The following is a 26,912-nucleotide window of genomic DNA, read 5'->3' on the forward strand; positions in this document are numbered from 1 at the left end:
ATGAGCCACGACAATGCGCTCAGCCTTTCCCTTGCGACCTCATACATGGCCAACGCCGATCCGCTGGCCAGCAGCACTCACCTTCCGCCAGCGCGGTTTTTCGAAGACGGCACCGCGCTCAATCGGTTATTGCTGGAAGCGCCGTACATGGCACGATGCAGCGATGACAAAACCGCCACCCGCGTTCGCCCTCGTGAGTACGCGCTTCGTTATCCCTATATGCAGGTCAATCGCCCCGGCATGGTGTCCTGGCTGGTGTTCGACCTAGACCACGCCAATGCCCTGGCCTGGGACGATGCCGGGTTGCCCGCGCCGAACCTGATGGTGCGTAACCGAAAAAGCGGCCATTCCCAATTGTTCTATGCCGTGCCGTCCGTGTGCACCACCGAGAACGCACGAGCCAAGCCGATTCAGTACATGAAAGCGATCTATGCCGCGTTTGCCGCTCGCCTCGACGCGGACGTGGACTACCACGGTGGCCCTGTGGCCAAAACACCTGGTCACCCCTGGTGGGAAACGACTGAATTCCACAGCCACGTCTATGAACTGGGCGAACTGGCGAGCGCGGTAGAGCTGACCGTCAAGCCATGGGCCACTGGTCCCAAGCTTGACCAGGTCAGCCATTCGCGGCACTGCATCCTGTTCGAGCAGCTGCGTTATTTTGCGTACAGCATCGTCAATCGCGAGCGCGAGCTGGGGTCGTTTGAGTCTTTCATGCGCTCGCTCGATGCGTATGCGTACAACCACAACAGCTTTCTAAAACAGGGCTTTTCGGAAAACCTGCCGCTGTCTTCGATACGCGCCACGGTCAAATCCGTAGGTCGCTGGACGTGGGATCGGTACACCGGTGATCGTCGTTGCCATCGAGGCGCAATGCAGCTCGATGGCAGCTTGTCGCTCACCGAGCGGCAGAGCCTGGCTGCGAAGCGCACCAATGAGCTGCGGCACAAAGCCACAGAATCGAAGATCCGTGCCGCGTGCAGGCAGCTTCAAGACCAGGGCAAGGCATTGGTACGTTCTGCCATTGCGACACTCGCCGGCGTTTCGGTGAGAACGGTGGCCAGCTACACGCACATTCTCACTGAAGTCTCTCAACCATCCACTGTGAGCGTTCTCAGGGTCACCCGCCAGCCTGCTATGGCTGTCTCTGATGCACATGGCCAAGTCGATTCAGCTACCCCCCCCCAACCCGCTCCGGCCCGGGCTGCAAATCGCCGCGCTCCGGGGGTGCAATCCGGTGTACATCAGATATCTGCGGTCCCGCAGGGGCCGCAAGCTGGAGAGCCCTTAAAAACAGAACATGACGATTGTTCATGATGGGGCGTCGTTGAATGAGTTCAGTGCGATCAGAGAACGGCTTGTGTGCTGTTGGTCGGCTTGAGTTGACGGGAAACCGCAGCGCGCCGTTAACTGTACGTCCATACAGTTAACTCTGTTCTCATTCAGGTTCGCGTCATGAATGTCAAAATACTCGGTCGGCTGTGCGAGTCCGGAAAGGTCATCCCGCTCTACACCTTTAAAATCCCTGCCGGTTTTCCTAATCCAGCAGCGGATCACATCGAGCAGGACTTTTCATTCGACCGGCTGATGGACTTGCGTGCGCCCCACATCTACGTGGCCAAGATTGATGGTGACAGCATGGAAGGTGCGAAGATTTTTCATGACAGCCTGGTGGTCGTAGATCGTTCGCGAAAGCCGTCCAGTGGCAGCATCGTTATTGCGGCACTGAACAATGAGCCGCTGTGCAAAATCCTTATCCTGCAGGGCGATCATGTGGTGTTGAAGTCAGCCAACCCCGCCTATCCGCCTCGGCATATTCTGGAAGGTGAAGAGCTGTCGATATGGGGCGTAGTGCGACATGGCGTCACAAGATTTGAGTAACAAGCCAGCGCCGGTCTTTGGCCTGGTCGATTGCAATTCGTTCTACGCCAGCTGTGAGCGCGTTTTCCGACCTGACTTGGCCAAGGTGCCTATTGTGGTGCTCAGCAATAACGATGGCTGTGTTATTGCCCGCAGCTACGATGCAAAACCCTACGTGAAAATGGGCGCGCCTTATTTTCAGATCAAAGATATTTTGCGCCGGCACGGAATCCAGGTGTTCAGCAGTAATTTTTCGCTCTATGGAGACTTAAGCCAGCGCGTGATGGCCATCATTGAATCCATGGTCCCTGCTGTTGAGGTTTATAGCATCGATGAGGCGTTCGCAGACCTCACCGGTATTCCTGGCAATTTGACCGAACTGGGAAGATCGATTCGATCAAAAGTCTACCGCTGCACCGGTATCCCAGTGGGTGTGGGGATTGCACCGACCAAAACGCTGGCCAAGCTGGCCAATCACACAGCCAAACGACTGCAAGCACACACGGGTGGCGTCGTGGACATCTGTGACCCTGAAAAGCGTGATTGGGTACTGCGCAATACTTCTGTCGGAGAGGTCTGGGGCATCGGTCGAAAAATGAAAGCGCACCTGGAGGGCATGCAGATCCTGTCGGCAAAGGACTTGGCCATGGCCGATCCCTGGATGTTGCGCAAAACGTTTAGCGTCGTGATCGAGAAAACGGCACGCGAGCTGGCGGGTACTGCGTGCCTGGAGCTGGACGAAGTCGAACCACCACGTCAGGAGATCTGCTGCAGCAGAATGTTTGGTAAGCGCTTGACCGAGCTGGGGCCGATCAAAGAGGCGGTGGCCACCTACATGATGCGTGCCTCTGAAAAATTACGCGCCCAGGGATCGGTGTGTAAAAAGATCCGTGTGAGCATTCGCACCGGCATGTTCAATCCTGACGAAGCCAAGTATGCAAACGGCGCTCTGGTCCAGCTGCCCTACCCCACCAACGATGTGAGGGTGATGACCCAGTTCGCGACAGAGGCGGTTTCGCGGATTTTTCGACCAGGCTTCAGGTACAGCAAAGCAGAAGTCTTGCTGATGGATATCTGCCAGCCAGGCGAATTCACCGACGATCTGTTCACCATCAATCAGCCGGCGAGTTCAGATCGACTGATGGCTACTTTGGACATGATCAACGGCAAGTGGGGACGCGGGACGCTGCGTACAGGATCAGTACCAGTCGTTCCGGATTGGGGGATGCGCCGTGGGCTGATGAGCCAGAGCTACACGACGCGACTTGATCAGCTGTGGGTTGTAAAGGCTAACTGATCAAGTGCCAGGATCCCCAGGTCAGACAAGGAAAACCCTCGGCTACCCTGAAATTCCAGAGGTTTATTTGCTAGCTTAATCTCTGCGTTTTCCAACAATTACTGCGCCTCGCGTCAGCGAGAAGCCAACGTCTCCAACATAAGTTCCATTGGACTGATTGCAGTTCTCCGACGAGCCCATGGCCACTGGAACGACGTTGACCACGTCATAGCCTCTCTCATCAAAGTTGTTATATGCCTCTTCAAGGCGCTGTGAAAACTCATCGAAATCCACAGAGCGATCATCGTAGATTTTCCTGAATTTGGTTCTGAAAATACCAACGTCTTGAGTTTCTGAGTGCTTAGATGCGTAAAACCACGTGGTTATGAATTTCTTCGACACTATCGACTTCTCCATTGTCAGCTCTTCCGAGCTTTTTTACCTGTTGCTTGGCACAGCTCAGGCAGATTAAGTGATGGATGCTGGAAATCAAATCACTTCTGGGTCGTAAAGGCTAAGTGATCAATTCCCAGCGCTCGTGCTGCTTTAAATATTAATTATGAATTAGTAATTAATAATTCTTGTTTTTAGGCCCATATGGGCCTATTATGTCTTTGTTGGTGGCACGCAGAGAGCCACTCGAACCTGAGGGGGCTAGTCGTTGCCACCTACGAGGAACGAGATGAGACTTTCAGATGTAGCGACTATCCGGACGAATTTTCCAGAGGCTCATTTTTGGATAATTCGTCGGGGTTCAGCAGAACGATGCGGCGCACCAGGGCGAGTGTTCAATACTGAACACATAGGTGTCCTGGTGAACCGAACAGACATCGTTCTACCTGACTACCTTTTCTACGCGTTGATGCATGTGCATCAGCAAGGCTACTGGGAAAGGTTGGCAACAGGGACGCTGAACCTGGTCAACATCCGTGTTTCAGACGTTCAGCGTATCGAACTGTCACCACGGTGAAGAAGGGGCCGGAAGGCCCCAGTCTTTACGTTCCTCAATATGTTTTATTAATTGGCAATTAATAATTATGATTTATTAATTAATGGGATGACAATGAAGATTGAGCTACCTGGTATCCCTGAACAGCAGAGATTGATTTTCGAGATGGCTACTCGCGAGGCGATAAAGCAGCTCGAAGCAAACCTGCACGCGCCAAGCATTCCTGGTCCGAAGGATCTGGACGAGGCCCTGTTTCCGCGTACTCACCTGTTGCGTAAGCACGAAGGATGGGAAGCACCTCACGCTGAAATAGTCAGGTCCTATTTCCGGCACTTTCAGGACCATTTCGACGCGTATGCGACGGATAAAAAGCTGGCGGGATTGCTTCGCATCGCATCAGACAGACGAATTAGGAAGTTCAAGGAGGGGAGCCAAGACGTGCCTTACGAGATCTGGCGAAATTTTCTAATCCTCACAGGCCGAGTGCCGCAGGACATCGTGCCGATTCTGGCATTCACGGGCTAATAGAAGGAGAAGGTAGTCAAAGAAGGTGCTGGGGATGGGTGCAACCACCCCCAGCGTGAACACAATAAACCTGGTGGAAAATCATGCTCAACATGAAATGTATCACAGCTCGTCCTTTGCTGTTACGTGACCTTGCAGACCCTAAATATCGCTATTGGATAAAACAGTTTGCCGGTGAGGTTGCAGCTCCCTGCATAGCCGAGTCGCTCATGTCGTTCCTTCGTAAGCATCCCCTTATCACCTGAAAGCTGTTTTTAGCTGCAGCGAATGGCCTCTGCGTGTCCGCTCGGATACGCAGGGTGCTGTGCCGTCCAATCTTGGGCTAAGGGAATGGCATATGACCTCTTATGCGCTTACTGGAGCGGTCATTGATGACGAGGGTGTTACTACGATCATCAACGAATTCACCACCAGTGCAGCACGTGCAGCTGAGTGGATCCGCTTCTACACAGGTAACAGCTTTACCGGCACGTTGATCCTTATAACGACTGACATCGACGGTATCAAAGCCAAGCGACGGGTCGTTCTAGATCGTTGAGAAGGGGAATGGACCGATCTGCGCTGGATCGGTCTTGACTAGAAGCCCCGCAGAGCTGATTATTAATTGTTATTTGCGAATTATTAATTGCGAATTAATTTAGGAGGCCCACATGGGCACAATCGTGATGGTTGGCGGGAACAAAGGCGGCGTAGGCAAAACTACCACTGCCGTAAACGTATCCATTGGGTTGGCAATGGAAGGCTACGATGTCTGTTTAGTAGACGCGGATGCGCAACGCAGCGCCTCGAAATGGTACGCAGAGCGTGAAGCGGCACAACTGGAACCGAAGATCACCCTGATTGAAAAACGCGACAACATCACGGTTACGCTGCGAACACTGAGCGAGAAATTTGATTATGTGATTGTCGACGTCGCTGGTAGAAACTCGCGTGAATTGATCACCGGAGCAGTAGTGGCAGACATCATCATTGCTCCAAACCAATGCAGCCAGCTCGATCTGGACACCCTTGGGGAGCTGCAAGAGCAAGTCTTGCGCTGCCGAGATCTAAACCCAAACCTGCAGGCATATGCCTATCAATCTATGGCTTCCCCAAACCCTGCAGTTCGTGTCACGGAGAGGCGCGAATTCCTGGAATTTCTTTCCGAGTATCCTGAGATCAAGCCTTTGGATTCAGTCGGCTTCTATCGGAAAGCATACAAAGACTCGATTCCTTCGGGAATGTCAGTTTTAGAAGGGAAAAACCGTGAAGCAGCTAACGAGATAAAGAGTCTGTTGAAAGAGGTGTTCCATGGCAATTAAAAAGGCGAGTGAGACTGCAAATAGGAGGGGGCAGGTCAGCGAGGAAGCATCGGAACGCCTGGCCCGAGAGCTTGCTGACAAGCCTTATGACTCAACCCCGTTGGCAAAGGCACCGGATAAGCGGAAGCCCGTTCCCGTATCGATCAGCTTGCCCCCAGGCATACTGGAGAAAATTGAGGACGATGTGCGTGAAAATAAGCGCTCCGGAAAAGCACTCAGGACGGTTAGTGCGATAGTTAAGCATGCGCTGGAAGCGCAAGGTTATACTCTGGATTAATTGGTAATTATTAAATAATAATTACTGGTTTGCTCATTCTCAAATGGGCCGGGCACAGGGTGGCCAGCTCTTTGGCTACGTATAGTACGAAGAGGGTGCCTAAGGCACCTTTTATCGTATCTGGCATTAGGCTGTAACCAGTCGATTAAATGGAACGGCAGGGCAGGGCGGCGTCTCACATTAGTACATCCACATGCCCCCGCGAGCCACTATGTGTAGCCATTATGAAGCACCGTCACCGCACCAGGTCGCTGAAGTGTTCGGGGTCGCACTGTTCGACCAGGGCAGGCTCGATCTGTGGCCTGGCTACATCGGTCCATTCCTGCGCCGCCCAGATGGCCGGGCAGATGACAACGATTCTCCCGCAACCATGGAAGTGCTGACCGGCTCCTTTGGGTTGATCCCGTCCTGGAGCAAGGACAGCAAGTTTGCCAAACACACCTACAATGCTCGATCAGAGACAGTGGCCGAGAAACCGTCGTTCCGACATGCATGGCGCCAAGCGCAACATTGCATTATCCCAGCGGTGGCCATCTACGAGCCGGACTGGCGATCAGGCAAGGCAATAGCCACGCGTATAGCCCGTGCAGACGGCGAGCTGCTGGGCATTGCTGGGCTGTGGGAGCAGTGGCGCGATCCGTCCACCGACCAGATCCTGCACAGCTACACCATGCTGACCGTGAATGCAGATGATCACGACTTCATGAAGGCGTACCACAAGCCCAAGGATGAAAAGCGCATGGTAGTTATTTTGCCCAAGGGCTCGTATGCGGACTGGTTGACTGCGCGGCCAGAGCAGAGCGCGGCGTTTATGAACCAGTACCCGGCAGATCGGCTGATTGTGGACATGTGATGAGCCTTACCTGGAGCTGGTGACGGACAGGCTGACTTGTCGCGCTGGCTGTCACCGGCAACCCTGAATATCGAGGGAACTCCGCTCGCTGAATTGAACCTCTACCGCCAGGCTCGGCATCACTACTGTCTTTCTCTAGACATGGCACAATGACGACCTAACAACCGCCAAGATTGAGCGACGACGTTTGAGCACGGATACTCTCCTACCCAAAATTTCTGAAGTAAAAGGCCAGCCCACGTGGGTTGATAGCAATCTTCCTGACCTGCGTACCTTGGCGCGTGAGCTGCGTACACATGCTCTTGAGGAAGTCACTGCGGCGTCCAGCCATGAAGACGCCATTGAGGTGACAGCTCAGCATCTGGGGTTCATCGACTCTGCGATTTTGTCCATAACTGTCATTACGCCTATGGGGGATGTGACTATCCTGCGCAGCAGCATCTACCACATCGTCGAAAAACGACTGGATGCCCGGGAGCGCTACGTAAGATTGGCTTTAGACACTCTCACTGGGCCGCTAGAGGTCTGGAAAGTGGCTTTCACGGACGGCACTGACCGCCTGGCTTTCATTGGTGCGTATGAGTCTAAGCGGCAGATGCTCGTAAGCGTTGTGTTCATCGAGGGCCAGATGCTCTGGAATTTTATGCACACGGACGCCAAATCGCTCAACAAGCATCGTCATGGCGAGCTGCTGTACAAGCGCTACACGCTTTTTTCAGAGCAAAGAAAAAGGGCTACTTGTGAAAGTAGCCCTCAAATTTGAAGCTTGATATTCATATACACACCCTCAAGCAGGGGTGTGGAGGTCTCACCCTACGCCGATGTTCAGCCATCGCCGGGGTTCCTACGCCAGTCATTGCCGCTGAAGGCCACTGGTTTCGCGCTCACTTGCAATCATATACAAGGTGACACGTGTGTCAACCAAATTTGATGAATGGCCGTGATTTTCCGGGACTTCCGGTGACCCTTGATGATAGGCATTTCGCTGCACCACCTGCCCTTGATTGGGCCTATGGCAGTACCAGGTAACTGCTAGCCGTTTTTTTAGAGAGTCAAAAACGGGAGCCAAGGCTCCCGTTTCTTCTCTGGTGCGGCTAGTCCTTAGAATTCCTGTATCACGCGATACAAGCGAATGGACCAGTAAGCCGCTTGCAGCGCGCGAATCAGTTCAGACGGCAGAAACCGTTCGAAAACTGCTTTCATAGAGTAAACCTCATGCGTTAAAGGGCTCGCCCAGATCGAGCGAGGGTGTCGGCGAGTCGGACAGCACATAGCCTTAAAGTTGACGGCGGTGTCATCCCGCAATACCCTTTAACTGCCAAGTAAAAAGAAGTATTGCGTTTCGTCTTGCCCTGCATGTTACCAATCGTCTAGCAACGAAGGAAGAAGTTCGCTAGGCGCTACGTGTGGATGAGTCCAAAACGCCGCGAGGCCCGCAGTTTGCGGGCCTCGTCGTTTCTGAGTAAAAATTTGCAAAAGGTGTATCGTGGGATGATATCAATTAAAAGTATTCGCCACTGTACCCCTCATAATCATTGAGCCTCACCGTTCGTCGGTGACCAAGGTGCTCGTTTTCGCAGTTTTTTAGTAAGTGTTGCTAGGGTATCTGTAGTCAACTAATCGTTGAATGCTTTTTTCCGACTAGCGGTCAATCCTCTGAGCCATCAAGACAGTAACTGAACCTTTCGCTAGCGCTAGTCTCAGTACTTCACTTTGAAAGTCGGTGAATCCTCTGGCCGCTGGCCGCGCCTATCGTATAGCCGCGTGGTACTGATGTTGGCATGGCCCAGCCACATCTGCACCTTGGCGATATCCGCATCATGCTCCAGCGCATTGGTTGCCGCTGTTGCTCGCAAACCATGCACACCCAATCGCTCGACCTCGATGCCTGCCACGCGTGCCCACTGCGCAACAATGGTGTAAAGACCATTCGCAGTGACACCGGCACCGGTGGTGGTGCCACGCATCGAGCGAAACAGCGGACCTGGCGCAGCGTCTCGTTCAACATCCCGTTCTAGGTACGCATAGATACGCTCGGCGGCCACTGGATGGAGCGGCAGAAAGCGGATCTTGCTGCCTTTGCCATGCACCCGCAGGTGTTTGATGCCACGTCGCTCCTGCAGATCGCCGGTCTTTAGTTGCGCCGCTTCCTCCCGACGCAGGCCGTGGTACAGCAGCACGGCCAGAATTGCCCGGTCGCGCAGACCCTTGAGCGTTTCAGTGTCCGGAGCATCGAGCAGCTGCTTGGCCTGGTGATCACCAAGGGCCGGTGTCTTGCCTTCATTGCTCTCGACGCGAGGCCGTTTGACGCCATGCACGGGATTGCCGCCGGCGACCGCGTTGTTCTCCAAGAGATGATCGAACAAGCTGGCCAGCGCCGCCAGTTTGCGCCGAATCGTGGCACCGGCCAGGCCTCGCAGCTCCAACTGTGCGCGCCAGGCTAAAACGTGAGAGCGGGTCACAGCGCGAAATTCCTCGGCGCCGGCCAGACCGACAAAGCTGCAGAAGTCTTGCAGGTCATTCTGGTACGCACGACGCGTGCGCGGATTGTCGATATTGGCGAACCACTCCGCCGCCGCTGGCACGCTAGCCAACTGCTGAAACTCGACGGCTGTAAGCCGGCGATCACTGGTAATGATCAGATCTGACACCTCAACCTCCATTCGCATCGCTGTGAATCATGCGGCAACGTTCAATGACTGCTTTGACGCCAGGATGGCGCGGATAATCGTGGAACGGGTCTTTGCCGTAGTAGGGGAGGGTCCCAATAATGCTGTTTGGCAACGCATCCAGTTCAAGGGAGAGCAATACCAGGGTCTTGAAGGCGTTGGGCACTTGGTCTTTTTCAAAGTCGGCCCAGCGCTTCATCATTTTCTCCACCGACTTTCCTTCGCTGTCATCCGGGCTGGACTTGTGATGCACCAAGGCATTGCGCGCACTTACCAGGCTTTTGAGGCCATTGATGGCGGGACTATTAGCCTGAAAAGACTGGCCGCAAGCCAGTTGAGTCGCGATCATCCATTTCCCTTCAAGGTCCATCTTGTCGAGCTTTTTGGCCATTCGATCACCCAAGCTCATTGCTGCGTATTCAAATGCCGCCGCCTCGATAGCCATGGCGGCAAACACGATGGTTTTGATGCCGCTGACTCGTCTTCTCTCATATTGATCCATGAGTCCCCCTGGATCGTCGAATGGGCTAAACCCAATCCTCGCAGCCGGGTCGATGACCTCATCGAGAAAACATGCGAACGCTTGCTCGGCGATTTCGGCGTAAGTCTCCACCAAGCAGTCAACGCGATTGGTGTAATCAATCTTGGTCAGCTCTGAAATATCCACCGACAGCTCCATGTCAAAAAGTGGTGATAACGTATTTCTTACATTGGTAAGTAACGGCCATAACCGACAATGGTACGCATGCGCCGCCGGGGGACGTGGTGTCAACGAGCTGACGAACAGCCATAATCCTTCACGATTTCTAGCCGATAGCTTCAAGACCAGGCCTCTGGCCATCTTGCAGTGGGAAGTCCTATGCGGCTCAGAAATATAAACCTCGCTCCACGCGCCACCTTGTTTTTTTCGGCCATCATTTTGCTGGTCGTGGTCTTGGGCGTCATCGCCATACTGCAGATGGGCAAGCTTCGCGATACGGAAAAGGATGTCGAACTGAATTGGCTACCCAGTATTCGGCAAACCGCGATGATGAACTCCACCGTCCTTCGCGTCCGGTTGGAGACCCAGCGGGCCGTTGCCGATCCTCAAACCGTTCAGCAGACCATCGTCAAATTTCCTGCCTACCGGAAAGCCATGAAGGATGCGGTCTATAACTATGAGACCCTCATTGCGAGTGACCAGGAGCGACAGTTGTTCTTGGCCGTGAAAAAGTCCTACGACGATTACGCAAGCCAACTGGATCTGCTGGAACCTTTGTTGAAGGCAGGCGACACCGCTTCGATTGTCAAACTCGTCGCTACCGGTATACGTCCCCTCACGAACCAAATGGAAACTCAGGTCGAGGAATTAACACAATTCAATAACAAAGGCGCTGCGCTTGCCGGTGTTCAAGCGACGCAAGTTTATGATTCAGGTCTTTACATCGTCATCGGCCTGATTATCTTCGTCGCGCTCCTGACTCTTTGTTTGGCAACTCTTCTAACCAAAACGATTACGTCGCCCATCGGGAGCGCCCTTAGCGTCGCCGAACGCATTGCCTCAAGCGATCTGACGAAGGAGGTTGAGGTAAGCGGTACCGACGAGGCAGGCAGGCTTTTGAGCGCGTTGGCCACGATGCAGCAGAACCTTCGAAGCACGATCATGCAGATCGCTGACTCCTCATCCCAACTGGCTGCCGCCTCGGAAGAAATGACCGCGGTGACTGAGCAATCCAGCCTTGGCCTGGTGTCGCAGAATGATGAAGTAAATCAGGCTGCAACTGCTGTCACCGAGATGAGCGCTGCAGTGGACGAGGTAGCACGCAATGCCGAATCAGCTTCCGAAGAGTCCAGGAAAGGTCAGGGCTATACGGAGGTTGGTTTGGAGCGTGTATCGCAGACGCTTAAGTCCATCGAAAAGCTGTCGAGCAACGTGCGCGACACCAGCGAGCAGATCACTGGCTTGTCCAATCGTGCACAGAACATTTCCAAAGTGGTTGAGGTGATCAGAGCCATTGCTGAGCAGACCAATCTGCTTGCGCTCAATGCCGCGATCGAGGCCGCTAGGGCGGGTGAACAAGGCCGAGGCTTCGCAGTCGTTGCTGACGAAGTTCGAGCCCTCGCTCACCGCACGCAAGTGTCTACGCAAGAAATTGAGCAGATGATTCAGGCCATTCAGAACGATTCTGACCAGGCCGTGAAGGCGATGGCCACCAGCAGAGAACTGGCTGCAGAATCCCTAAGCGTCGCAGGCGATGCCAGCAGTTCGCTTGACCAGATCGCGACAGCTATTACGGGCATCAACGAGCGTAACATTCTCATCGCCACCGCTTCGGAAGAACAGGCGCACGTCGCCCGGGAAGTCGATCGCAATCTGGTTAGCATTCGCGAGCTGGCCTCCCAAAGTTCTGCAGGTGCAAGCCAGACTGCAAGCGCTTGCAACGAGATGTCGAAGCTTGCGGTTAGTCTGAATCAGCTGGTCAATCGTTTCAAGGTTTAAGGTATTCACGTACGTCAGCGGACTCGTCCGATGTCCTTGGATATCGGACCTAGACTGTCGACTGTGCCTTGGCGATATACCGTCCTCCCTGAGCGTGAGCCTGCAGGGATTGCACAGTCTATTGGCTATTGGGTTGATCGGCTGTTTGTGTTTTGTGGGGTGGGTGACGTTGCGGGCCCGTGAAGATGTCCCGTAGGATCGTTGATCTGAATTGTCTTCCCATGCTGCCATCCATCCGCACCTGGATCTGCTTTGGGGATCTGAATATCGGCTCGTTGAGCTTTGATTGCCGACTTGACGATTCCCAAGCGTTGGTTGCGTTGTTGCTGCATTGCGGGATCAGCCTGGCCGTCAGCTGTGAACCCCATCATCAGTTGTGGAACACCTAGGGGAAGTGTTTTGTCTTGATCGGTGTGCCAGGTGTGCCACGTCTTGCCATGGGTATGAGCCAGTCGCTCCACCCGGTCAGCAATCTGAGTGACTCCACAGCAATTGAGCTTCATGGCCTGAAGATTGGTTGATAACAGATCGGGGATTCGCCACTTGCCTTTAGGCCTCAGTGTGGACTAAACACTATGCCGCCATTGCCGGAGCTGGTGAGGTGATTCAAAGAGACGGAACTTAGGAACTTGGGGATTTTCCGAATAAGGGAACTTCGTCACATTCCGGGAAAGGAATTGCCCATGCCACACTCCGCTCATTATCGAATCGAGTACGTGCACAATGGTGCCGACAAGAGCTTTTACGTCAGCGCGGAAATCATGAGCAATGCTGAGGCCTGGCACTGGGCTGCAGTGGATTCGGGGGTAGCGCAGATCCCGAAATATCGCCGAGACAGGGTCCAGATCGTTAGCAAGCCACTCGCCAAGCGGCACGGTATTGTCCAGGTGCAGTGGTCGCACGCTTAGTAGTCAGCTCAGTCTCGCATGGTGTATCAATGCACCATTAGAGCAAGCTGGCGGGCTTTGACGGCTGCACTGAACAAGAACGAATAGTCATCTGACCCCGTTGGGCCCCTCCAGCACTTGCCTCACCTTCTTAGCCAGATCGATGGGCACGTAAGATTTGGATAACATCAAAATCCCCCCGCATCCGTAGGCTCTAGCGAGTTTTCGGAATAACCAGTTTTCAGCGACACCTTTGGAGTGGGGTAAAAGCGCTTGGCTTCCCGGGCCAGCGTCACGCCTTTCATTCCACCAGGAATTGATCAGGTCGTAAGCGTCTGCCGAACACATCTTGTACCAGCCCGTTTGGTGTAGACGGACGCTCGAAACACCCTGTCGAGGCTATCGCGCTATTCGGTTTCGATGGCAGCTTGCTCCCCCTATGCTCTTGACTCGTCTAGGAGCAGCAACCAGAGCGAACCCCAGCAGCAGGTTCAAAAAGTGACTCAACAATCGTGCAGTCTGGAGTGTTCGAACCTAAGCATGTTGACTCACACATACCTGCCATTGAGAGCAGCTCTACCCGGATTTGCTGAAGCTTTGCTACCTTCGACTCTACTTCCGCTAGGTGCTTCTTGACCACCGAAAGCGCGTCAGCGCACGGACGATCAGCATCTGCTGCGAGCGCGATGAGTTCTCGGATATCTTCGAGCGGGAAACCCAATTCACGATTCTGCCGGATGAAGACGAGTCTTGATCGATGCTTTTCAGTATAGATTCGATGACGCCCAGTCGACCGCAGGGCGGGAGGTAAAAGGCCTATTTTCTCGTAGTAGCGAATCGTTTCAATGTGGCAACCCGTTGATTTCGACAGCGCCCCGATTCCTGACATGCAAACTCCCCAAGCATTTTCTTGAACCTGTAGCAGCTACAGATATTAACCTGTCTTCAGAAAATAATTTCACGCGCTTGAAGGGCATTTTGTGGACAGAGAACAGCTAGAGACTAACCAGATTCCCATTTACTTCGTCGCGGTCATTGTCGCGGCCCTCGGAGGCCTGCTCGCCCCCAATGCGTCTGAAGCATTAGGGTCGACGGTGACACCCACCATCGCAGTGCTGATGTACGCCATGTTTCTACAGATCCCGTTCTTGGATCTCCGTAATGGCCTCGCAAATAAGCGTTTCATGGCGGCGCTGCTCACAGCCAACTTCGTGGCCATCCCCTTGCTGGTTTGGGCATTGACGATGGGGATAACCAATCACCCGGCGATTTTGGTGGGTGCCCTGTTGGTCTTGCTGACGCCTTGTATCGACTATGTGGTGGTTTTTACCCATATCGGTAAAGGCGACTCCAAACTCACTCTGGCGGCCACCCCATTGCTTCTTTTGATGCAGCTTGTACTGCTGCCGGTGTACCTGACCTTCATGCTGGGTAACGACTCAACAGTGGTCATTTCTATAGGCCCATTTGTTGAGGCCTTTGTGATGCTGATCGCTTTGCCTTTGGTCTTAGCGGTAGCAACAGCTGCCGGGGCAAAGAGATCACGCATCGTTGAAAGCTGGAACAACGCATGGGCCTGGATGCCTGTACCGGCTATGGCGGCTGTATTGGTCGTGATGGGTAGGCTGCCCTGGGCGCTAGGCTCAGTTTCACTACACGTCGTGGGCTCGCTGGTAATGACGGCTGCCGGGCTTCTGTCCTATCAAATAATCAACACGCGCTGAGGAGAGGAACATGAAAGCTTTTCTGGTGACCTTCTTTACTCAACAGAATCGTCGCTATCAGGGAAAGATGCTCGGCGACTGGGTCGTTGATTTGGCGAAAGAAATGGGACTGCGGGGTGCGACTCTGTCCACAGGTATCGAAGGCTTTGGGCATACCGGCCGGCTGCATTCCTCGCATTTTTTTGAACTAGCGGATCAGCCTACCGAAATTCGTATGGCCATTACCGAGGACGAATCTGAACAGTTATTCAAGCGATTGGAGCTTGAAGATATCTCGTTGTTTTACATAAAAACCCCAGTTGAGCTGGGCTTCGTCGGAACAGAGGTCACCTAGTTTGGCCCTCTTTCGTAAGCGGTGACTCGAAGACGCCTTCGCTTGCCTCGTACTCCGAAACACGATTTTACATTTTGGACAGACCTAGCTAAGATCGGCGCATTGGAGATGGCATTCCTCCATTAACAAACCGCTGCGCCCGTAGCAGCTGATGATGCCTACAGAAACCTGATCAAACCAGGTCTGTAGGCGTTCGCGCTTAGAATCCCTTCTTTGGTCAGGCCCACTTATTTTTTGTGGCTGGCCAAATGTCTAAATTTCGACGACCTGAACAACTCGACTTACTGCCCTATATAGCGAAATGGCTTGCGCTTGCTGGTCTTGTAGCTCTTTTGGCAGGCTCTGCTTCTGCGTTATTCCTGCTTTCTTTGGATCATGCCACCCAGTGGCGAGAAACCCATCCCTGGGTAATCTGGCTCCTGCCAGTGGCCGGCTTTGCTGTGGGACTTGCATATCACTTGATAGGCAAACCCGTTGATGCCGGAAACAACCTGATCATCGATGAGATCCATGATCCTAAGAAGATCGTGCCTTTGCGCATGGTGCCGATGGTGCTGATCGGAACCGTGGTTTCCCACCTTTTTGGTGCATCTGTGGGACGTGAGGGGACGGCGGTGCAAATGGGCGGTGCCCTTGCCGATCAACTGACGCATGTCTTCCGTCTGCGCCGCGAAGACCGTCGGGTGATTCTCATGGCCGGTATCAGTGCTGGCTTTGCGTCCGTCTTCGGCACCCCTCTTGCCGGGGCTTTATTCGGACTTGAAGTATTGGCCATTGGACGTATGCGTTACGACGCGCTTTTCCCTTGCGTGGTTGCGGCAATCGTTGCTGACCAGGTGGGGCAAGCCTGGGGCGTGGTTCACACGCATTACGTCATTGGCGAAGTGGTTCCGGTGCAGCTGTGGAGCGTCATGGCTGTGGTGGCAGCTGGGATTGTCTTTGGCCTTACCGGCCTGCTATTCGCGACTGCGACCCACAAGCTCGGAGCCTTCGTTAAGCGGCTTATCACCTATTCACCATTAAGACCCTTCGCCGGCGGCCTGCTGATCGCAGTCGCAGTGTGGGCGCTCGGTAGTAACCATTACATCGACGTTGATAAGTACATCGGGCTAGGCATTCCGAGCATCGTCCAATCCTTTCAAATGCCAATGGCCCCTTGGGACTGGCTTGGAAAGATGGTGTTCACCGTTGTCTCCCTGGGGACTGGATTCAAGGGCGGCGAAGTCACACCGCTGTTTTACATCGGTGCCACCTTGGGGAATGCGCTGGCTCCCCTCTTGCACCTTCCCTTCGGCATGCTGGCTGGTATCGGCTTTGTCGCCGTCTTTGCCGGTGCAGCTAATACGCCACTGGCAACCATCGTTATGGCCATGGAGCTCTTCGGGCCCGAAATTGCTCCGCTTGCAGCCATTGCCTGTATCGCAAGTTACCTCGTATCCGGACACACCGGGATCTATCACGCCCAGCGCGTCGGCCACAGCAAGCATCACCGTCCTCTTCCGGAGGAAATCCGGCTCTCTGATATCAAGCAATTTCATGCTCAAAGTGAATCCGCCAGCGAGCGGAAAGTGACTCTTGCGGGGGAAGAGAAATGATTGAACATCACCAAGATCGCCTGACAGCTTTGCAACTCTATTTTCCTGGCGCTAGCCGGGCTCGCGTGACCAGCTTCTGGCACCACCTAAGCGCACCTGCACTAGCCCAGCACCTCCTTAAAGTTGCTCAAAAAGCAAGAATTGAGCAGGTCATGCTCAAGACGATTTCTGCAGGTTATTTGCCAGGCCATCGCATCTCCCATCATCACCCGGAGCTTGGCGATATGCGTCATCCCCAGTGTCTGGAATTGCTAGATACAGAGGACAAGCTGCGCGCATACCTGCGCGACCACGCTGACGAGTTACGCAAGGTGCGAGCAGTTCTTCTCTTATGTGAGTTACCGCTCACTGACGCGTCGTAATTCAGTTTGAAAACAGCTCGGAAATGAAGAGGTAAGGCCGACCGAAGCGTCGGTCACTCGCGACATTAGAGGATGTAGCTATGAACGGCTTTCAACTGACGTTTTTCACCGAACAGAGTACCAACTACCAGCACCTTCCACTGGGAGAGTGGTTGGTCGAGTTCGCCAAGCGAGAGGGCGCGTTGGGTGCGACGTTGGTGAGCGGTACAGAGGGGCTAGATCATTTGGGGCATTTGCATACGGCGCATTTCCTCGGCGGTGCCGACCATCCCGTCACGGTGACTATATCCACTGATGAAATTGGGTGCGACAGGTTGCTGGAGGCATTGGCCAAGGAGTCGTTTTCACTGAGCTATATCAAATTGCCCATCGAATACGGTCGAGTGGGCCAGGCGAAAAACTAAAAAACGCACCTTGTTGGACAACCGATAAAAAGGATAAACGCCATGTACCGAGTTTATAACCTACGTCCACAGCCAGCCCCCGCTAACTGGGCTCATGACAACAGGCAGCTCCTCGTAGGACTGGTTTTTTGGTCGCTTTTTCTGGCGGGCATCGCAGACAATCAAAAGATTTCGAGCGAGGGGTGGTACGTCGTCACCCCGCTCGAAGGCGCATTAGTCACGATGCGTATGCCCAGTGAAAAGTCCTGCAAGGCCGACGTAGCCCAGACCTGCGTACCGGGCTACGAGCTGAGAGCACAGCAACATTGAGCGCGATGGCGGTTGGCAATCCAAAGATGAGATCGCGAAATGGAGCTCACCGACGTCGGCTCATCAAAATCATTTTAGAGAATTGGGAGACCACATGAGCGCAGTGACGCTGAGCATCGTATTCGGGCTTGTGATGGGCAGGTTTTTCACAGGATCCGTCTATGAGTTCGCCGCGCTTTTCATCGTAAGCGTTGGAGTGTCCTTGCTGACCTTTCATCTGCTAAATCAAAGGCGCGTCAGGCTACAAGCCCAGACGGCGTATTGCTGCTCTGTAATGGTTGCTTCAAACCAAATGATGGAGCTTTTCCAGATGGCAAAAAGAGGGCAGTTCATGCCCTTGGTGGGAGAGATTCCTGAACTAATTATTGGAGGCTTCTTGGTTCCCGCAATTGCGGTGTCGGCAGTGCAGCTGTTCAGGATACTCATGGAGAGCTGACGTCCGACATAGAGGCCTCTCAACGGATTCAAATGGTTAATGACGCTCCCGAATCGTTACTTGGAGAAGATCAATGAAAACGCAAATCCAGGCCATTCATGCACGTGAAATTCTCGATTCACGCGGTAACCCTACCGTTGAAGTCGACGTCACCTTGGAGTGCGGCGCCATGGGCCGGGCTTCAGTACCGTCCGGTGCCTCTACAGGCGCTCACGAAGCAGTTGAGTTGCGTGACAAAGATACACAGCGGTACTCCGGCAAGGGAGTGTTAAAGGCCGTTAGCAATGTGAATACCGAAATACTTGAGTCTCTGAGGGGCATGAATGCGATTGACCAGGAACAAATTGATCATTTGATGATTAAGCTGGATGGAACCTCTGATAAATCCAGGCTTGGAGGAAACGCGATCTTGGGCGTGAGCCTCGCCGTTGCCAGAGCGGCGGCTTCTGCGCTGAACTTGCCCTTGTTCCAATATCTGGGCGGCGAGCAAGCAGCAAGAATGCCCGTCCCGATGTTCAATATTCTCAATGGCGGTGTTCACGCCAACTGGCAAGGCCCTGACTTTCAGGAATTCATGATTGCACCTACAGGGGCTGGCAGTTTCAAGGAAGCCTTGCGATGGGGCTCCGAGGTGTACCACGAGCTGAAAGCGGTGCTTAAGGACGCCGGCTATTCAACAGCGGTCGGAGATGAGGGCGGCTTTGCGCCGGCACTCAAGAAAAACTCAGACGCCATTGAGCTGATCATCAAGGCAATCGAGAGGGCTGGTTACACCCCTGGATCTCAGATCGAGATCGCTATCGATCCAGCATCCAGCGGCTTCTATGAAAACGGCCTTTACCATCTGCGCTCTGAGGGTCGTAAGGTCGATGCTCAAGAGCTGATTAATCTCTATTCCTCCTGGGTCGACAAGTATCCGATTGCGGTACTGGAAGATGGACTCGCGGAAGACGATTGGTCAGGCTGGAAGCTATTGAATGCAGCTCTGGGTGACCGGATCGAGTTGGTTGGAGATGACCTATTTGTCACCAATGTCGAACGGATTCAGCGAGGCATCACAGAAAACGTCGCCAATGCCGTATTGATCAAACCTAATCAAATCGGAACGCTGACTGAGACCAAAGCCGCCATCGAAATGGCCTATGGGGCAAATTGGGGGGCGATGGTTTCTCATCGTAGCGGGGAGACGGTGGACAGCTCCATCGCTGATCTGACTGTCGCGATGGGGACTGGCCATCTCAAGACAGGAGCTCCATGCCGGGGGGAGCGGGTCGAGAAATACAATCAGTTTCTGCGAATAGAAGAGGATCTTGGCAGCCGTGCGTTTTATGCAGGACATGATGCATTCGTGCGCTGACGGCCTATCGCCGGTAAACCTGTTGGACTGGTTACCGTAAAAAAACGAACCACGTATAGCTGTTGGCAAAAACGTCAGTGGCATTGGCCTTTCCTAGACGCTTGGAGATATGAGCATAAGCTACACGGATATTCCAGCTGGTAACGCGATCCCCGATGACTTCTTCACCGTTATCGAGATTCCTGCAAACCACTCGCCGATCAAGTACGAGGTGGACAAGCCAAGTGGACAGATCTTCGTTGATCGCTTCCTCAGCACGCCGATGTTCTACCCGGCTAACTACGGGTTCATTCCAAATACCTTGAGCGATGACGGCGATCCTTTGGACGTCCTCGTGATTTGCCCTTACCCGGTATCACCTGGCGTTGTCATCCGCAGTCGCCCAGTAGGTGTGATGTACATGACGGACGAAGCTGGTGCGGATGCCAAGGTAATCGCAGTGCCTCATGAAAAACTCAGCTCTATGTACAGCAATGTAAAGGAATGCTCTGACCTCCCTGCGTTACTCCTCGCACAGATTCAGCACTTCTTCGAAAACTACAAAGCGTTAGAGCCGGGTAAGTGGGTGAAAATGGGCCGCTGGGGGAGCGCAGACGAAGCGCGGGAAGATATTCGTAAATCGGTAGCGGCCTATAACCTGAAGAAGGAGGCTTCCAAGTAGTGTTACTCAATCAGAAAAGCGCAGAGCAGGAAATTTCTCTTAAGGTAAGAGAAGACTTTTTGCTGCTGCCGAAAACTGCTGAATTGACGCGCTGGGTAATGGCCCAGTCCACGGGCGAAAGAACATTACCGTATTTCGATCCACTGGATGGCGGCGTCTTCGCAAGGGTATTGATCTTGTTGGAATCGCCCGCTCGAACGGTCAGTCTTCCACGGTATGTCTCAAGAGACAATCCGGGGCCTGCACAACGCAACCTGAAAGGTTTCATTGAGCAGGTTGGACTGGCACGTCACAAAACCGTCCTTTGGAATTTGTACCCTTGGTTACCAGATCTCGATAAGCCCAAGGGTCCGCTCCGCAGAGCGCAAATTGAGGAAGGTATCGAGATGCTGATCACGCTACTGACGCTTTTCCCTGATCTCGTCACTATCGTGTTTGCCGGACGTGTTGCCCAGAAAGCCATACCGCGTGTTCGGCTCGCCTTCCCTAATTTTTCATTGCTGGAAATGCCACACCCAAGCCCCCTTTCCGTTTGCACTCACCCGAATGTTAGGCAGCGCATTTTGTCCACACTGCGTCACGCCAAACAGTCGATCAAGTAGCCAAAGGCTCAGGTTTTGCTCGCCTTGCTCAGCGAGTGGATACACGGCGAGACGAACAAGTTGCCGCGATAGGCACCAGCCAGGGTTTTAGCCGCGACGATCATCCACATGACAGTCAGCATCAACACCAGCACCACGCCAAAGAAGCTAAAGAACGTGAGGTGCAGCATAGAGCCCAATTTGAGGGTTGTTACGGCGTACACTCCCAGCGGAAAGGTGAAGCCCCACCAGCCGAGGTTGAAGGGAATGCCCTCCCTGAAGTAGCGCCCGGTAATTAGCAGCGCCAATACCATCCACCACAATCCCAGCCCCCAGAACAGCACACCACCGATCAAGCCAATGCCCTCGGCTACGCCGCCGATGCTTGCCATTCCATGGGCAGCAAAGATTGCTGGAGCATCGTTGCCCAGCAGCAACATCCCCAAAGCCCCGGTACCGATCGGCCCTAAAGACAGCCAGCTCGATGCTGCCATGCTTTCATGAGGTAGTTTGTGCAGAGCCATGCGCAGTAACAGGATCACCAGTATGCTCAAGGCGACGGGCACCGAGTAGGCCCACAGCACGTAGCTGGTGATGAGCATGGTGAACTGTGCGCTCGCATCAGCGAGGTGCGGAGCCAATAGACCGCCACTGGCGGCAGCCACCTCAGCCGCAACTACTGGCAGCAGCCATACCGCTGTCATCTGATCAATGCTGTGCTGCTGGCGAGTAAACATCATATACGGGATCAGCACCCCGCAGGCCAATGCCATGGTGACATCGATCCACCACAACACTTCGGCTAAAGCGACTACCCCACCCCCCCAGCGTGGCAAACCATAAAGGAGAAAACCGTTGATGATGGTCGCCAATCCCATGGGGATAGTTCCAAAAAACATCGATACAGTGGAGTGGCCGAAGATCTGTTTGGCCTCATCGAAGAACAATACCCAACGGCTCGCGTACATCAGCGTAAACAGGCAAAACAGCACGATATTAAAAAACCACAAGGCTTCCCCTAACGCTTTGGGCCACTGCGCAACAAAGGGCAGTTGGCCCAGAGCCAGCGCCAGAATCCCGGTGCCCATCGTGGCGGCGAACCAGTTGGGTGTGAACTGCCGGATCGCTTCTCGTGGATTGGACAAAGCCGCCAGTGGATGGCTGCCGCCCATTATAGCTGCGAGTCGTGTCTCACTCATTTTCGCGCTCCCGCTTCAGTGTGCCTTCGATATGACATGGTTGAAGTATAGCTTGATGGGAATAGCGGTAAAAACGGATAGTATAGGTTTATATGACCTATAAAGAAGGTAGATTACATGAAGCTAAGCCTACGCCAGCTACAAATTTTCTGCGCCGTCGCGCAGCACGGTAGCACCACCAGCGCCGCCATTTCGGTGTCACTGTCCCAATCTGCAACCAGCGCCGCACTGAACGAGTTGGAAAGCGCCTTGGATACCAGGCTGTTCGACCGTGTAGGCAAGCGTTTAGTGCTGAACGATAACGGCCATGCCTTACTGCCTCAAGCCAGAAGGATGCTTGAGAATGCACAACAGATAGAGGCCAGTTTCTTACCCGGCCATGCCGGGCTGAAGACACGCTTGCGGGTAGGATGCAGTACCACGATAGGCAATTATGTTCTGCCATTGATTCTCGGTGAGCTACGTCAATCAACACCACATTTGAGGGTCGATGTCGACATGGCCAACAGCATGGCTATCGCAAGAAGAGTCGCTGATTTCGAGATTGATATGGGCCTGATCGAGGGGCCTTGCCACCTGCCCGAACTCAGTGCCGAGCCTTGGCTAATTGATGAGTTGCTTATTGCCGCAGGCCAACGGCACCCCTTGGCACTAAAGCAGCAGGTCACACTTGATGATCTTCGTACCGCTGAATGGCTACTGCGCGAGCCAGGTTCTGGTACCCGTGAAGAAGTCGAACAATTGCTGCTGCGTCATTTGCACGATCTCGCCGAAACGCGCCAGATCGGCAGTTCAGAGGCCATCAAGCATACCCTCGCACAAGGCATCGGCATCAGTTGCCTGTCCCGCTGGGTCGTTCGGGATCTACTGGCCTCTGAAGTCTTGGTTGAACTGCCGCACGCGTTGCCTGCACTGACCCGACGTTTTTTTCTGATCCGTCACCGGGACAAATACATCTCGCCTGGGCTTGAGCGATTCTGGGAAAAATGCAGTCAATTCGTGAGCCAGGAGTAGCTAGACCTATTTATAAAACAGGTAAGAGCTACCAAAACAAGTTGTTTCCGGAATTTATCAACGACGCATATAGTCAACTCATTGCCCTGCAGCGATGAACGAGTTGTATATGCCAAGGCGCGACTGGGTGCCTTGCTTACCCTATGAGGAAATTCTGATGAATGTGATAAAGAAAACCGTCACAGCCCTGACGTTGGGTGTTGCGTTGGCCGCATCGATGAGCGCGTGGGCCGCGCAAGATCGCTGGACGTTTGACGGCGATATTCACAACAACTCGCTGGCCGTCAGCCCTGATGAAACGACGGCGGTGGTCTCTTACAGTCAGCGTCCAGATGTAGTGGTTTATGATTTGAAAACCGGTAAGGTTCGCCAGGTTCTCACCGGCTACGTCACGCCGCGAAATATTGTGTTTTCGCCAACTGGCGATGTGTTCTACCTCTCCGACAGCAGTTTGGGGGTCGTGCGCAAGATTGACACCAAGACTTTAAAAGTGATCGCAGATATTCCGTTGGGCGCAGGTGCTTTTGGTACCACACTCAGCAAGGACGGAAGCCTGCTCTACGTCAACAATGAAGCGGCCAGCACGCTGTCGGTCATTGACCTTGATCACCAGCGGCCAGTAGCTGTGGTACCTGGCTTCTCCCAACCGCGCCAGGGCATCCGAGTAAGTCCTGACGGCAAAACCGTCTATGTCACCAACTTTCTTGGGGACAAAATTACCTTGGTCGACAGCAAGACCAATACGATTGAAGGTGAGATCACTGGCTTCAACAAGTTGCGCGCCATCTCCATATCGGCGGACGGCAATACGCTGTACGCGGCTAACAGCGGCAGTAACAGCATCGCAGTTGTCGACACTCAAAAACGCGCCATCACAACCACCGTCATTGTTGGCAAAGACCCCTACGGCGCAGCCCTCACTCCAGACGGGCTGCACGTCTACTCGGGTAACCTCGGTGACAACAGCCTTTCAGTGATCGACACCAAAACGCTGAAAGTGACCACCACTGTGACCGGTTTGAAGGCACCCCGCCAGGCCATTGTCTTCACCAAAGACAAGTCGAAGGCGTATGTCCTCAATGAGGACTTGAGTATCTCCACAGTCGATCTCGCCAGCAACAAGGTGGTGTCGACGCTCAAGGCCGACTGATTGAACAGCGCAGGCCTTCATGGGGGCCTGCTGATACTCCACGACCAAGTGAATAATAATGAGTGAAAATGATGAGTCCTGGATGATGGATCGCCGTCGCTCATTGAGATGAGCCAATGATGCTTGACCGTGAGCGTCGCTTTGCTCAATTGAGGAAGGCACAGGGTCCGGGGGGGGGGAGAGCCCAGCATTCCAGCAAAAAATGATATCGGGACGTTTTTTCTATGGAGTCGAATTAACCTGTTTGTGGCTCGTCTATTGTCTGATCGCTTGCCGTTTCAGAGGCAGGTGGGTCTTCTAAAAATTAAAAATGACCAAAGGAAATACATATGTTCAAAAAGATGATTCTCACCGTCGCTGTTGCCGCCAGCTGCATGTCGGGTTTGGCGCTCGCCGATGCGCCAGTCAAGCTTGCTGAAACGGACAAGGGAAAAGTACTCGTAGACGCAAAAGGTATGACTCTTTATACCTTCGGTAAGGACACCTCGGGCAAGTCGGTCTGCAATGGGCCATGCGCTTCAAACTGGCCACCTCTACCGGTATCCGCAGACGCGAAAGCGGGTCATGATTACTCTGTCATCACTCGAGACGATGGCACAAAACAATGGGCATACAAAGGCATGCCACTTTACAGCTGGGTCAAAGATACCAAGCCAGGGGATACAACCGGTGACGGCGTCAACCAAGTCTGGCACGTTGCCAAGCCGTAACGTCAAATAATTAATAGGCTGGCTTACGCCACTGGCTTTGTCAGTGGCGCAAACCAGAAGAATACACACCTGATATTTTCGCCAACATACAGCCGCCGCGCCTCATAAATCTTTGATGGATCATTTCAACGAAAAATGGGGCCGAGGTACGGTACACCTTGGACGTATTCCCGTAACGCCAGCCTGAGGATTTCGTTTGGCCGGGAGTCTGTGACGATGCGCATGGTGGTTCCATCCAGCCGCTAGTGGACCGATATTCTGAGGCAACGCCAATTAGAACGGTAGGGCATCGTAAATATGCGGGCGAAGGTCTGCTTATGGCCGAAAGCTGCCGTTAATAAGCCGACCAACAGGCGTCGCTTTGTTGGTTGGTGCGCATGGCTTACAACTCAAACAAGGGTATGGTTTTGGGCGTATCAAATCGGCCCGCACAGCGCTACCTTCAGCATCTAACAAACGTACGCTGAGGAGTCGAAACAGTGGAGACTGAACGAGGTGTTGAGGAACGGAACGGTCGATGGTCGATCGTTGCCGGACGTGCTGTATGCACTGGCTGCATGGAAAGCCAAGCGCTGGAAGACTGCGAAAGCCCCTTTCTACATGCCGACACCTGTCCAGCCAGCGATGTGGAAGGTCATCATCCATGGGCAGCGTTGCACCACATCCTTGGCAGTGCGCGTGGGTGAGCTGCCGCTTAGGCCTCGATCACTTCAATTAATACTTCACTTTATAGGTGGGTGAATCCTCCGGCCGGTTCTCCCGCCGATCGTAGATCTTGGTCGTGCTGATGTTGGCATGACCCAGCCAGGCCTGGACCTTGGCGATATCGGCTTCATGCTCCAAGGCGTTGGTGGCTGCCGTTGCTCGGAGTCCATGAACCCCAAGGCCGTCGACCTCAATCCCGGCCTTTTTCGCGTAGGCCGTGACGACGGCATAGATGCCGTTTGCCGTGATACCGGCGCCGGTCAATTTACCTCGCAGCGGCATGAACAGTGGCACCTTCCGTTCGGCCAGATGATGCTCTGAGTTTTCCAGGTACTGATGAATACGCCCGGCTGCGATCGGGTGCAACGGGAGGTATCGCACCTTGCCGCCCTTGCCGTGAACCTTCAGATGCTGAATACCGCGGCGCTCCTGAATGTCGCTCACCTGCAGCAGCGCCGCTTCTTCACGGCGCAGTCCGTGATAGAGAAGAACAGCCAATAGCGCCCGGTCGCGCTGCCCTTTAAGTGTTGTTTCATCCGGCGCCTCGAGCAGCGCCTTCGCCTGGTGGTCACCCAACGCCGGCGTCTTGCCTTCATTGCTTTCTATCCTGGGACGTTTTACCCCATGCACTGGATTGCCGCCGGCGATCGCATTGTTCTCCAGGAGGTGATCAAAGAGGCTGGCCAGCGCGGCCAATTTGCGCCGGATCGTGGCTCCGGCCAAACCGCGATGCTCGAGGTGGGCTCGCCAGGCTAAAACATGCGATCGGGTCACGACCCGAAATTCATCGGCCGAAGCCAAGCCGATAAAACTACAGAAGTCTTCCAGGTCGTTTTGGTAAGCACGTCGTGTTCGAGGGTTGTCCAGGTTGGCAAACCACTCGACCGCGGCTGGAACCTTGGCCAGCGTCTGAAATTCGACCGCCGTGAGCCGACGCTGATCATTCGTATGGTTTTTCGTCAGTTCCTGCATATCGTTCTCATCATTGGCTATCCTGCAATCGCTCTCAAAGCTTTCGGTCACAAAATCATCGCTATATCAGTCCGCCGTTGCTAAAACCGATAAACGGCAATAAGTGGTGATAACCTATTTTATCACCACTTTTATGGCAGATTTTTAAAAATCGTAGGCGAGCCTAAAAATCCTGCATGAAAAAGGCTAATCGACAAAATACAAACAAACGGGCCACAAGAAGATTTAATTTGGACTGAATGTGGTCTATGATGGGTTGTCGTCCGAGATCCAGCTCGACATTCATTTTTAAAACTGCAGGCGTGGTGCCTTGGCGGGCACCA

The 26,912-nt window shown here is 53.7% G+C and carries 30 protein-coding genes, 3 pseudogenes and 1 riboswitch; of the genes and pseudogenes, 26 read left to right on the forward strand and 7 right to left on the reverse strand.

Annotated features, from left to right (window positions below; genetic code table 11):
* The 3 genes from MME58_RS26790 to MME58_RS26800 all read left to right on the forward strand — a co-directional run bounded on the left by MME58_RS26790 (nucleotide 1) and on the right by MME58_RS26800 (nucleotide 3,157).
* A complete protein-coding gene (locus tag MME58_RS26790) occupies nucleotides 1–1,317 on the forward strand; it encodes a replication initiation protein (RefSeq protein WP_055005742.1) in 1,317 nt (438 codons plus the stop codon).
* Nucleotides 1,318–1,455: 138 nt separating this feature from the next.
* The gene (locus MME58_RS26795; protein WP_055005743.1) at nucleotides 1,456–1,881 is read left to right on the forward strand and encodes a LexA family protein; all 426 of its coding nucleotides are present in this window, start codon (nucleotides 1,456–1,458) and stop codon (nucleotides 1,879–1,881) included.
* Nucleotides 1,859–3,157 carry a Y-family DNA polymerase gene (locus tag MME58_RS26800; RefSeq protein WP_055005744.1) on the forward strand — a complete coding sequence of 433 codons (1,299 nt, stop codon included), beginning with the start codon at nucleotides 1,859–1,861 and terminating at the stop codon, nucleotides 3,155–3,157. The genes MME58_RS26795 and MME58_RS26800 overlap by 23 nt, the downstream gene beginning before the upstream one ends.
* A gap of 75 nt (nucleotides 3,158–3,232) precedes the next feature.
* Here the strand turns inward: MME58_RS26800 and MME58_RS26805 are convergent, their stop codons facing one another.
* A complete protein-coding gene (locus MME58_RS26805; protein ID WP_005782530.1) occupies nucleotides 3,233–3,553 on the reverse strand; it encodes a hypothetical protein in 321 nt (106 codons plus the stop codon).
* Between the two features lie 265 nt (nucleotides 3,554–3,818).
* On the opposite strand from MME58_RS26805, the gene MME58_RS26810 reads away from it, so the two are divergent.
* The 7 genes from MME58_RS26810 to MME58_RS26840 all read left to right on the forward strand — a co-directional run bounded on the left by MME58_RS26810 (nucleotide 3,819) and on the right by MME58_RS26840 (nucleotide 7,804).
* A complete protein-coding gene (locus MME58_RS26810) occupies nucleotides 3,819–4,106 on the forward strand; it encodes a hypothetical protein (RefSeq protein ID WP_016569387.1) in 288 nt (95 codons plus the stop codon).
* Between the two features lie 93 nt (nucleotides 4,107–4,199).
* A complete protein-coding gene (locus MME58_RS26815; protein WP_005782529.1) occupies nucleotides 4,200–4,610 on the forward strand; it encodes a hypothetical protein in 411 nt (136 codons plus the stop codon).
* Nucleotides 4,611–4,947: 337 nt separating this feature from the next.
* Nucleotides 4,948–5,148, forward strand: a complete 201-nt coding sequence (locus tag MME58_RS26820; protein WP_003348581.1) for a hypothetical protein — start codon at nucleotides 4,948–4,950, stop codon at nucleotides 5,146–5,148.
* A 112-nt stretch (nucleotides 5,149–5,260) separates the two neighbouring features.
* Nucleotides 5,261–5,911 (forward strand): AAA family ATPase, encoded by a 651-nt coding sequence (locus MME58_RS26825; RefSeq protein ID WP_003348583.1) that lies wholly within the window; start codon nucleotides 5,261–5,263, stop codon nucleotides 5,909–5,911.
* Entirely contained in the window at nucleotides 5,901–6,188 is a 288-nt protein-coding gene (locus MME58_RS26830; RefSeq protein WP_003348585.1) for a hypothetical protein, read from the forward strand. Before MME58_RS26825 ends, MME58_RS26830 begins: the two co-directional genes overlap by 11 nt.
* Before the next feature lie 211 nt (nucleotides 6,189–6,399).
* The gene (locus tag MME58_RS26835) at nucleotides 6,400–7,041 is read left to right on the forward strand and encodes an SOS response-associated peptidase (protein ID WP_055005745.1); all 642 of its coding nucleotides are present in this window, start codon (nucleotides 6,400–6,402) and stop codon (nucleotides 7,039–7,041) included.
* 187 nt (nucleotides 7,042–7,228) lie between these two features.
* On the forward strand, nucleotides 7,229–7,804 hold the full coding sequence (locus MME58_RS26840; RefSeq protein ID WP_003348590.1) for a PBECR2 nuclease fold domain-containing protein: 576 nt from the start codon (nucleotides 7,229–7,231) through the stop codon (nucleotides 7,802–7,804).
* A gap of 937 nt (nucleotides 7,805–8,741) precedes the next feature.
* Here the strand turns inward: MME58_RS26840 and MME58_RS26845 are convergent.
* Nucleotides 8,742–9,692, reverse strand: a complete 951-nt coding sequence (locus MME58_RS26845; protein ID WP_241409139.1) for a tyrosine-type recombinase/integrase — start codon at nucleotides 9,690–9,692, stop codon at nucleotides 8,742–8,744.
* A 1-nt stretch (nucleotide 9,693) separates the two neighbouring features.
* Nucleotides 9,694–10,377, reverse strand: coding sequence for a hypothetical protein (locus tag MME58_RS26850; RefSeq protein ID WP_233591031.1), 684 nt, complete (start codon nucleotides 10,375–10,377; stop codon nucleotides 9,694–9,696).
* 192 nt (nucleotides 10,378–10,569) lie between these two features.
* Between MME58_RS26850 and MME58_RS27970 the strand changes: the two are divergent.
* Both MME58_RS27970 and MME58_RS27975 read left to right on the forward strand, forming a co-directional pair.
* Nucleotides 10,570–11,283, forward strand: a pseudogene (locus MME58_RS27970) (MCP four helix bundle domain-containing protein); the annotation flags it as partial.
* Between the two features lie 201 nt (nucleotides 11,284–11,484).
* Nucleotides 11,485–12,189: a methyl-accepting chemotaxis protein gene (locus MME58_RS27975; RefSeq protein WP_413038778.1), complete on the forward strand. Its 705-nt coding sequence runs from the start codon at nucleotides 11,485–11,487 to the stop codon at nucleotides 12,187–12,189.
* Nucleotides 12,190–12,314: 125 nt separating this feature from the next.
* On the opposite strand, the pseudogene MME58_RS26860 reads toward MME58_RS27975, so the two are convergent.
* Nucleotides 12,315–12,650, reverse strand: a pseudogene (locus tag MME58_RS26860) (DUF1264 domain-containing protein); the annotation flags it as partial.
* A gap of 222 nt (nucleotides 12,651–12,872) precedes the next feature.
* Between MME58_RS26860 and MME58_RS26865 the strand changes: the two are divergent.
* Nucleotides 12,873–13,097: a DUF6555 family protein gene (locus tag MME58_RS26865; RefSeq protein ID WP_003425025.1), complete on the forward strand. Its 225-nt coding sequence runs from the start codon at nucleotides 12,873–12,875 to the stop codon at nucleotides 13,095–13,097.
* A gap of 433 nt (nucleotides 13,098–13,530) precedes the next feature.
* Here MME58_RS26865 and MME58_RS27980 read toward each other — a convergent pair whose 3' ends face one another.
* Nucleotides 13,531–13,965 carry a MerR family transcriptional regulator gene (locus MME58_RS27980; protein WP_003425026.1) on the reverse strand — a complete coding sequence of 145 codons (435 nt, stop codon included), beginning with the start codon at nucleotides 13,963–13,965 and terminating at the stop codon, nucleotides 13,531–13,533.
* Between the two features lie 91 nt (nucleotides 13,966–14,056).
* On the opposite strand from MME58_RS27980, the pseudogene MME58_RS26875 reads away from it, so the two are divergent.
* The 10 genes and pseudogenes from MME58_RS26875 to MME58_RS26920 all read left to right on the forward strand — a co-directional run.
* Nucleotides 14,057–14,695 (forward strand): annotated as a pseudogene (locus MME58_RS26875) (arsenic resistance protein); the annotation flags it as partial.
* A 115-nt stretch (nucleotides 14,696–14,810) separates the two neighbouring features.
* Nucleotides 14,811–15,134, forward strand: a complete 324-nt coding sequence (locus MME58_RS26880) for a DUF190 domain-containing protein (RefSeq protein WP_003425054.1) — start codon at nucleotides 14,811–14,813, stop codon at nucleotides 15,132–15,134.
* Between the two features lie 95 nt (nucleotides 15,135–15,229).
* Nucleotides 15,230–15,302, forward strand: a riboswitch (Fluoride riboswitch).
* Nucleotides 15,303–15,382: 80 nt separating this feature from the next.
* Entirely contained in the window at nucleotides 15,383–16,729 is a 1,347-nt protein-coding gene (locus MME58_RS26885; protein WP_011267047.1) for a voltage-gated chloride channel family protein, read from the forward strand.
* Nucleotides 16,726–17,091, forward strand: coding sequence for a hypothetical protein (locus MME58_RS26890; RefSeq protein ID WP_003317538.1), 366 nt, complete (start codon nucleotides 16,726–16,728; stop codon nucleotides 17,089–17,091). Before MME58_RS26885 ends, MME58_RS26890 begins: the two co-directional genes overlap by 4 nt.
* An 80-nt stretch (nucleotides 17,092–17,171) precedes the next feature.
* Complete coding sequence (locus MME58_RS26895) at nucleotides 17,172–17,495, forward strand: DUF190 domain-containing protein (protein WP_003425060.1); 324 nt, start codon at nucleotides 17,172–17,174, stop codon at nucleotides 17,493–17,495.
* A gap of 42 nt (nucleotides 17,496–17,537) precedes the next feature.
* Nucleotides 17,538–17,804, forward strand: coding sequence for a hypothetical protein (locus tag MME58_RS26900; RefSeq protein WP_003317536.1), 267 nt, complete (start codon nucleotides 17,538–17,540; stop codon nucleotides 17,802–17,804).
* 94 nt (nucleotides 17,805–17,898) lie between these two features.
* Nucleotides 17,899–18,240: a hypothetical protein gene (locus MME58_RS26905; protein WP_003317535.1), complete on the forward strand. Its 342-nt coding sequence runs from the start codon at nucleotides 17,899–17,901 to the stop codon at nucleotides 18,238–18,240.
* 73 nt (nucleotides 18,241–18,313) lie between these two features.
* On the forward strand, nucleotides 18,314–19,597 hold the full coding sequence (eno, locus tag MME58_RS26910) for a phosphopyruvate hydratase (protein ID WP_003317534.1): 1,284 nt from the start codon (nucleotides 18,314–18,316) through the stop codon (nucleotides 19,595–19,597).
* Nucleotides 19,598–19,712: 115 nt separating this feature from the next.
* Nucleotides 19,713–20,258 (forward strand): inorganic diphosphatase, encoded by a 546-nt coding sequence (gene ppa / locus MME58_RS26915; RefSeq protein WP_003317533.1) that lies wholly within the window; start codon nucleotides 19,713–19,715, stop codon nucleotides 20,256–20,258.
* Nucleotides 20,258–20,860: a uracil-DNA glycosylase gene (locus MME58_RS26920; protein ID WP_003317532.1), complete on the forward strand. Its 603-nt coding sequence runs from the start codon at nucleotides 20,258–20,260 to the stop codon at nucleotides 20,858–20,860. The genes ppa and MME58_RS26920 overlap by 1 nt, the downstream gene beginning before the upstream one ends.
* 8 nt (nucleotides 20,861–20,868) lie before the next feature.
* Here the strand turns inward: MME58_RS26920 and MME58_RS26925 are convergent, their stop codons facing one another.
* Nucleotides 20,869–22,038 (reverse strand): TDT family transporter, encoded by a 1,170-nt coding sequence (locus tag MME58_RS26925; protein ID WP_010428856.1) that lies wholly within the window; start codon nucleotides 22,036–22,038, stop codon nucleotides 20,869–20,871.
* Nucleotides 22,039–22,155: 117 nt separating this feature from the next.
* On the opposite strand from MME58_RS26925, the gene MME58_RS26930 reads away from it, so the two are divergent.
* From MME58_RS26930 to MME58_RS26940, 3 genes are all read left to right on the forward strand, one after another.
* Nucleotides 22,156–23,052, forward strand: coding sequence for a LysR family transcriptional regulator (locus tag MME58_RS26930; RefSeq protein ID WP_003317531.1), 897 nt, complete (start codon nucleotides 22,156–22,158; stop codon nucleotides 23,050–23,052).
* A 157-nt stretch (nucleotides 23,053–23,209) separates the two neighbouring features.
* Complete coding sequence (locus MME58_RS26935) at nucleotides 23,210–24,202, forward strand: beta-propeller fold lactonase family protein (RefSeq protein WP_003317529.1); 993 nt, start codon at nucleotides 23,210–23,212, stop codon at nucleotides 24,200–24,202.
* A 329-nt stretch (nucleotides 24,203–24,531) separates the two neighbouring features.
* Nucleotides 24,532–24,912 (forward strand): COG4315 family predicted lipoprotein, encoded by a 381-nt coding sequence (locus tag MME58_RS26940; RefSeq protein ID WP_003317528.1) that lies wholly within the window; start codon nucleotides 24,532–24,534, stop codon nucleotides 24,910–24,912.
* 714 nt (nucleotides 24,913–25,626) lie between these two features.
* Here the strand turns inward: MME58_RS26940 and MME58_RS26945 are convergent.
* On the reverse strand, nucleotides 25,627–26,589 hold the full coding sequence (locus MME58_RS26945; RefSeq protein WP_003425065.1) for a tyrosine-type recombinase/integrase: 963 nt from the start codon (nucleotides 26,587–26,589) through the stop codon (nucleotides 25,627–25,629).
* Nucleotides 26,590–26,912 lie beyond the last annotated feature (323 nt).

Source organism: Pseudomonas syringae pv. tagetis (assembly GCF_022557255.1).
In the GTDB taxonomy this organism is placed as follows: Bacteria; Pseudomonadota; Gammaproteobacteria; order Pseudomonadales; family Pseudomonadaceae; genus Aquipseudomonas; species Aquipseudomonas caricapapayae.

Excerpts from the sequence above, each read along its gene's own strand:
- MME58_RS26790 (WP_055005742.1), top strand. The coding sequence starts at position 1 with ATGAGCCACGACAATGCGCTCAGCCTTTCCCTTGCGACCTCATACATG.
- MME58_RS26795 (WP_055005743.1), top strand. The coding sequence starts at position 1,456 with ATGAATGTCAAAATACTCGGTCGGCTGTGCGAGTCCGGAAAGGTCATC.
- MME58_RS26800 (WP_055005744.1), top strand. The coding sequence starts at position 1,859 with ATGGCGTCACAAGATTTGAGTAACAAGCCAGCGCCGGTCTTTGGCCTG.
- MME58_RS26805 (WP_005782530.1), bottom strand. The coding sequence starts at position 3,553 with ATGGAGAAGTCGATAGTGTCGAAGAAATTCATAACCACGTGGTTTTAC.
- MME58_RS26810 (WP_016569387.1), top strand. The coding sequence starts at position 3,819 with ATGAGACTTTCAGATGTAGCGACTATCCGGACGAATTTTCCAGAGGCT.
- MME58_RS26815 (WP_005782529.1), top strand. The coding sequence starts at position 4,200 with ATGAAGATTGAGCTACCTGGTATCCCTGAACAGCAGAGATTGATTTTC.
- MME58_RS26820 (WP_003348581.1), top strand. The coding sequence starts at position 4,948 with ATGACCTCTTATGCGCTTACTGGAGCGGTCATTGATGACGAGGGTGTT.
- MME58_RS26825 (WP_003348583.1), top strand. The coding sequence starts at position 5,261 with ATGGGCACAATCGTGATGGTTGGCGGGAACAAAGGCGGCGTAGGCAAA.
- MME58_RS26830 (WP_003348585.1), top strand. The coding sequence starts at position 5,901 with ATGGCAATTAAAAAGGCGAGTGAGACTGCAAATAGGAGGGGGCAGGTC.
- MME58_RS26835 (WP_055005745.1), top strand. The coding sequence starts at position 6,400 with ATGTGTAGCCATTATGAAGCACCGTCACCGCACCAGGTCGCTGAAGTG.
- MME58_RS27975 (WP_413038778.1), top strand. The coding sequence starts at position 11,485 with ATGAGCGCTGCAGTGGACGAGGTAGCACGCAATGCCGAATCAGCTTCC.
- MME58_RS26865 (WP_003425025.1), top strand. The coding sequence starts at position 12,873 with ATGCCACACTCCGCTCATTATCGAATCGAGTACGTGCACAATGGTGCC.
- MME58_RS27980 (WP_003425026.1), bottom strand. The coding sequence starts at position 13,965 with ATGTCAGGAATCGGGGCGCTGTCGAAATCAACGGGTTGCCACATTGAA.
- MME58_RS26880 (WP_003425054.1), top strand. The coding sequence starts at position 14,811 with ATGAAAGCTTTTCTGGTGACCTTCTTTACTCAACAGAATCGTCGCTAT.
- MME58_RS26885 (WP_011267047.1), top strand. The coding sequence starts at position 15,383 with ATGTCTAAATTTCGACGACCTGAACAACTCGACTTACTGCCCTATATA.
- MME58_RS26890 (WP_003317538.1), top strand. The coding sequence starts at position 16,726 with ATGATTGAACATCACCAAGATCGCCTGACAGCTTTGCAACTCTATTTT.
- MME58_RS26895 (WP_003425060.1), top strand. The coding sequence starts at position 17,172 with ATGAACGGCTTTCAACTGACGTTTTTCACCGAACAGAGTACCAACTAC.
- MME58_RS26900 (WP_003317536.1), top strand. The coding sequence starts at position 17,538 with ATGTACCGAGTTTATAACCTACGTCCACAGCCAGCCCCCGCTAACTGG.
- MME58_RS26905 (WP_003317535.1), top strand. The coding sequence starts at position 17,899 with ATGAGCGCAGTGACGCTGAGCATCGTATTCGGGCTTGTGATGGGCAGG.
- eno (WP_003317534.1), top strand. The coding sequence starts at position 18,314 with ATGAAAACGCAAATCCAGGCCATTCATGCACGTGAAATTCTCGATTCA.
- MME58_RS26925 (WP_010428856.1), bottom strand. The coding sequence starts at position 22,038 with ATGAGTGAGACACGACTCGCAGCTATAATGGGCGGCAGCCATCCACTG.
- MME58_RS26930 (WP_003317531.1), top strand. The coding sequence starts at position 22,156 with ATGAAGCTAAGCCTACGCCAGCTACAAATTTTCTGCGCCGTCGCGCAG.
- MME58_RS26935 (WP_003317529.1), top strand. The coding sequence starts at position 23,210 with ATGAATGTGATAAAGAAAACCGTCACAGCCCTGACGTTGGGTGTTGCG.
- MME58_RS26940 (WP_003317528.1), top strand. The coding sequence starts at position 24,532 with ATGTTCAAAAAGATGATTCTCACCGTCGCTGTTGCCGCCAGCTGCATG.
- MME58_RS26945 (WP_003425065.1), bottom strand. The coding sequence starts at position 26,589 with ATGCAGGAACTGACGAAAAACCATACGAATGATCAGCGTCGGCTCACG.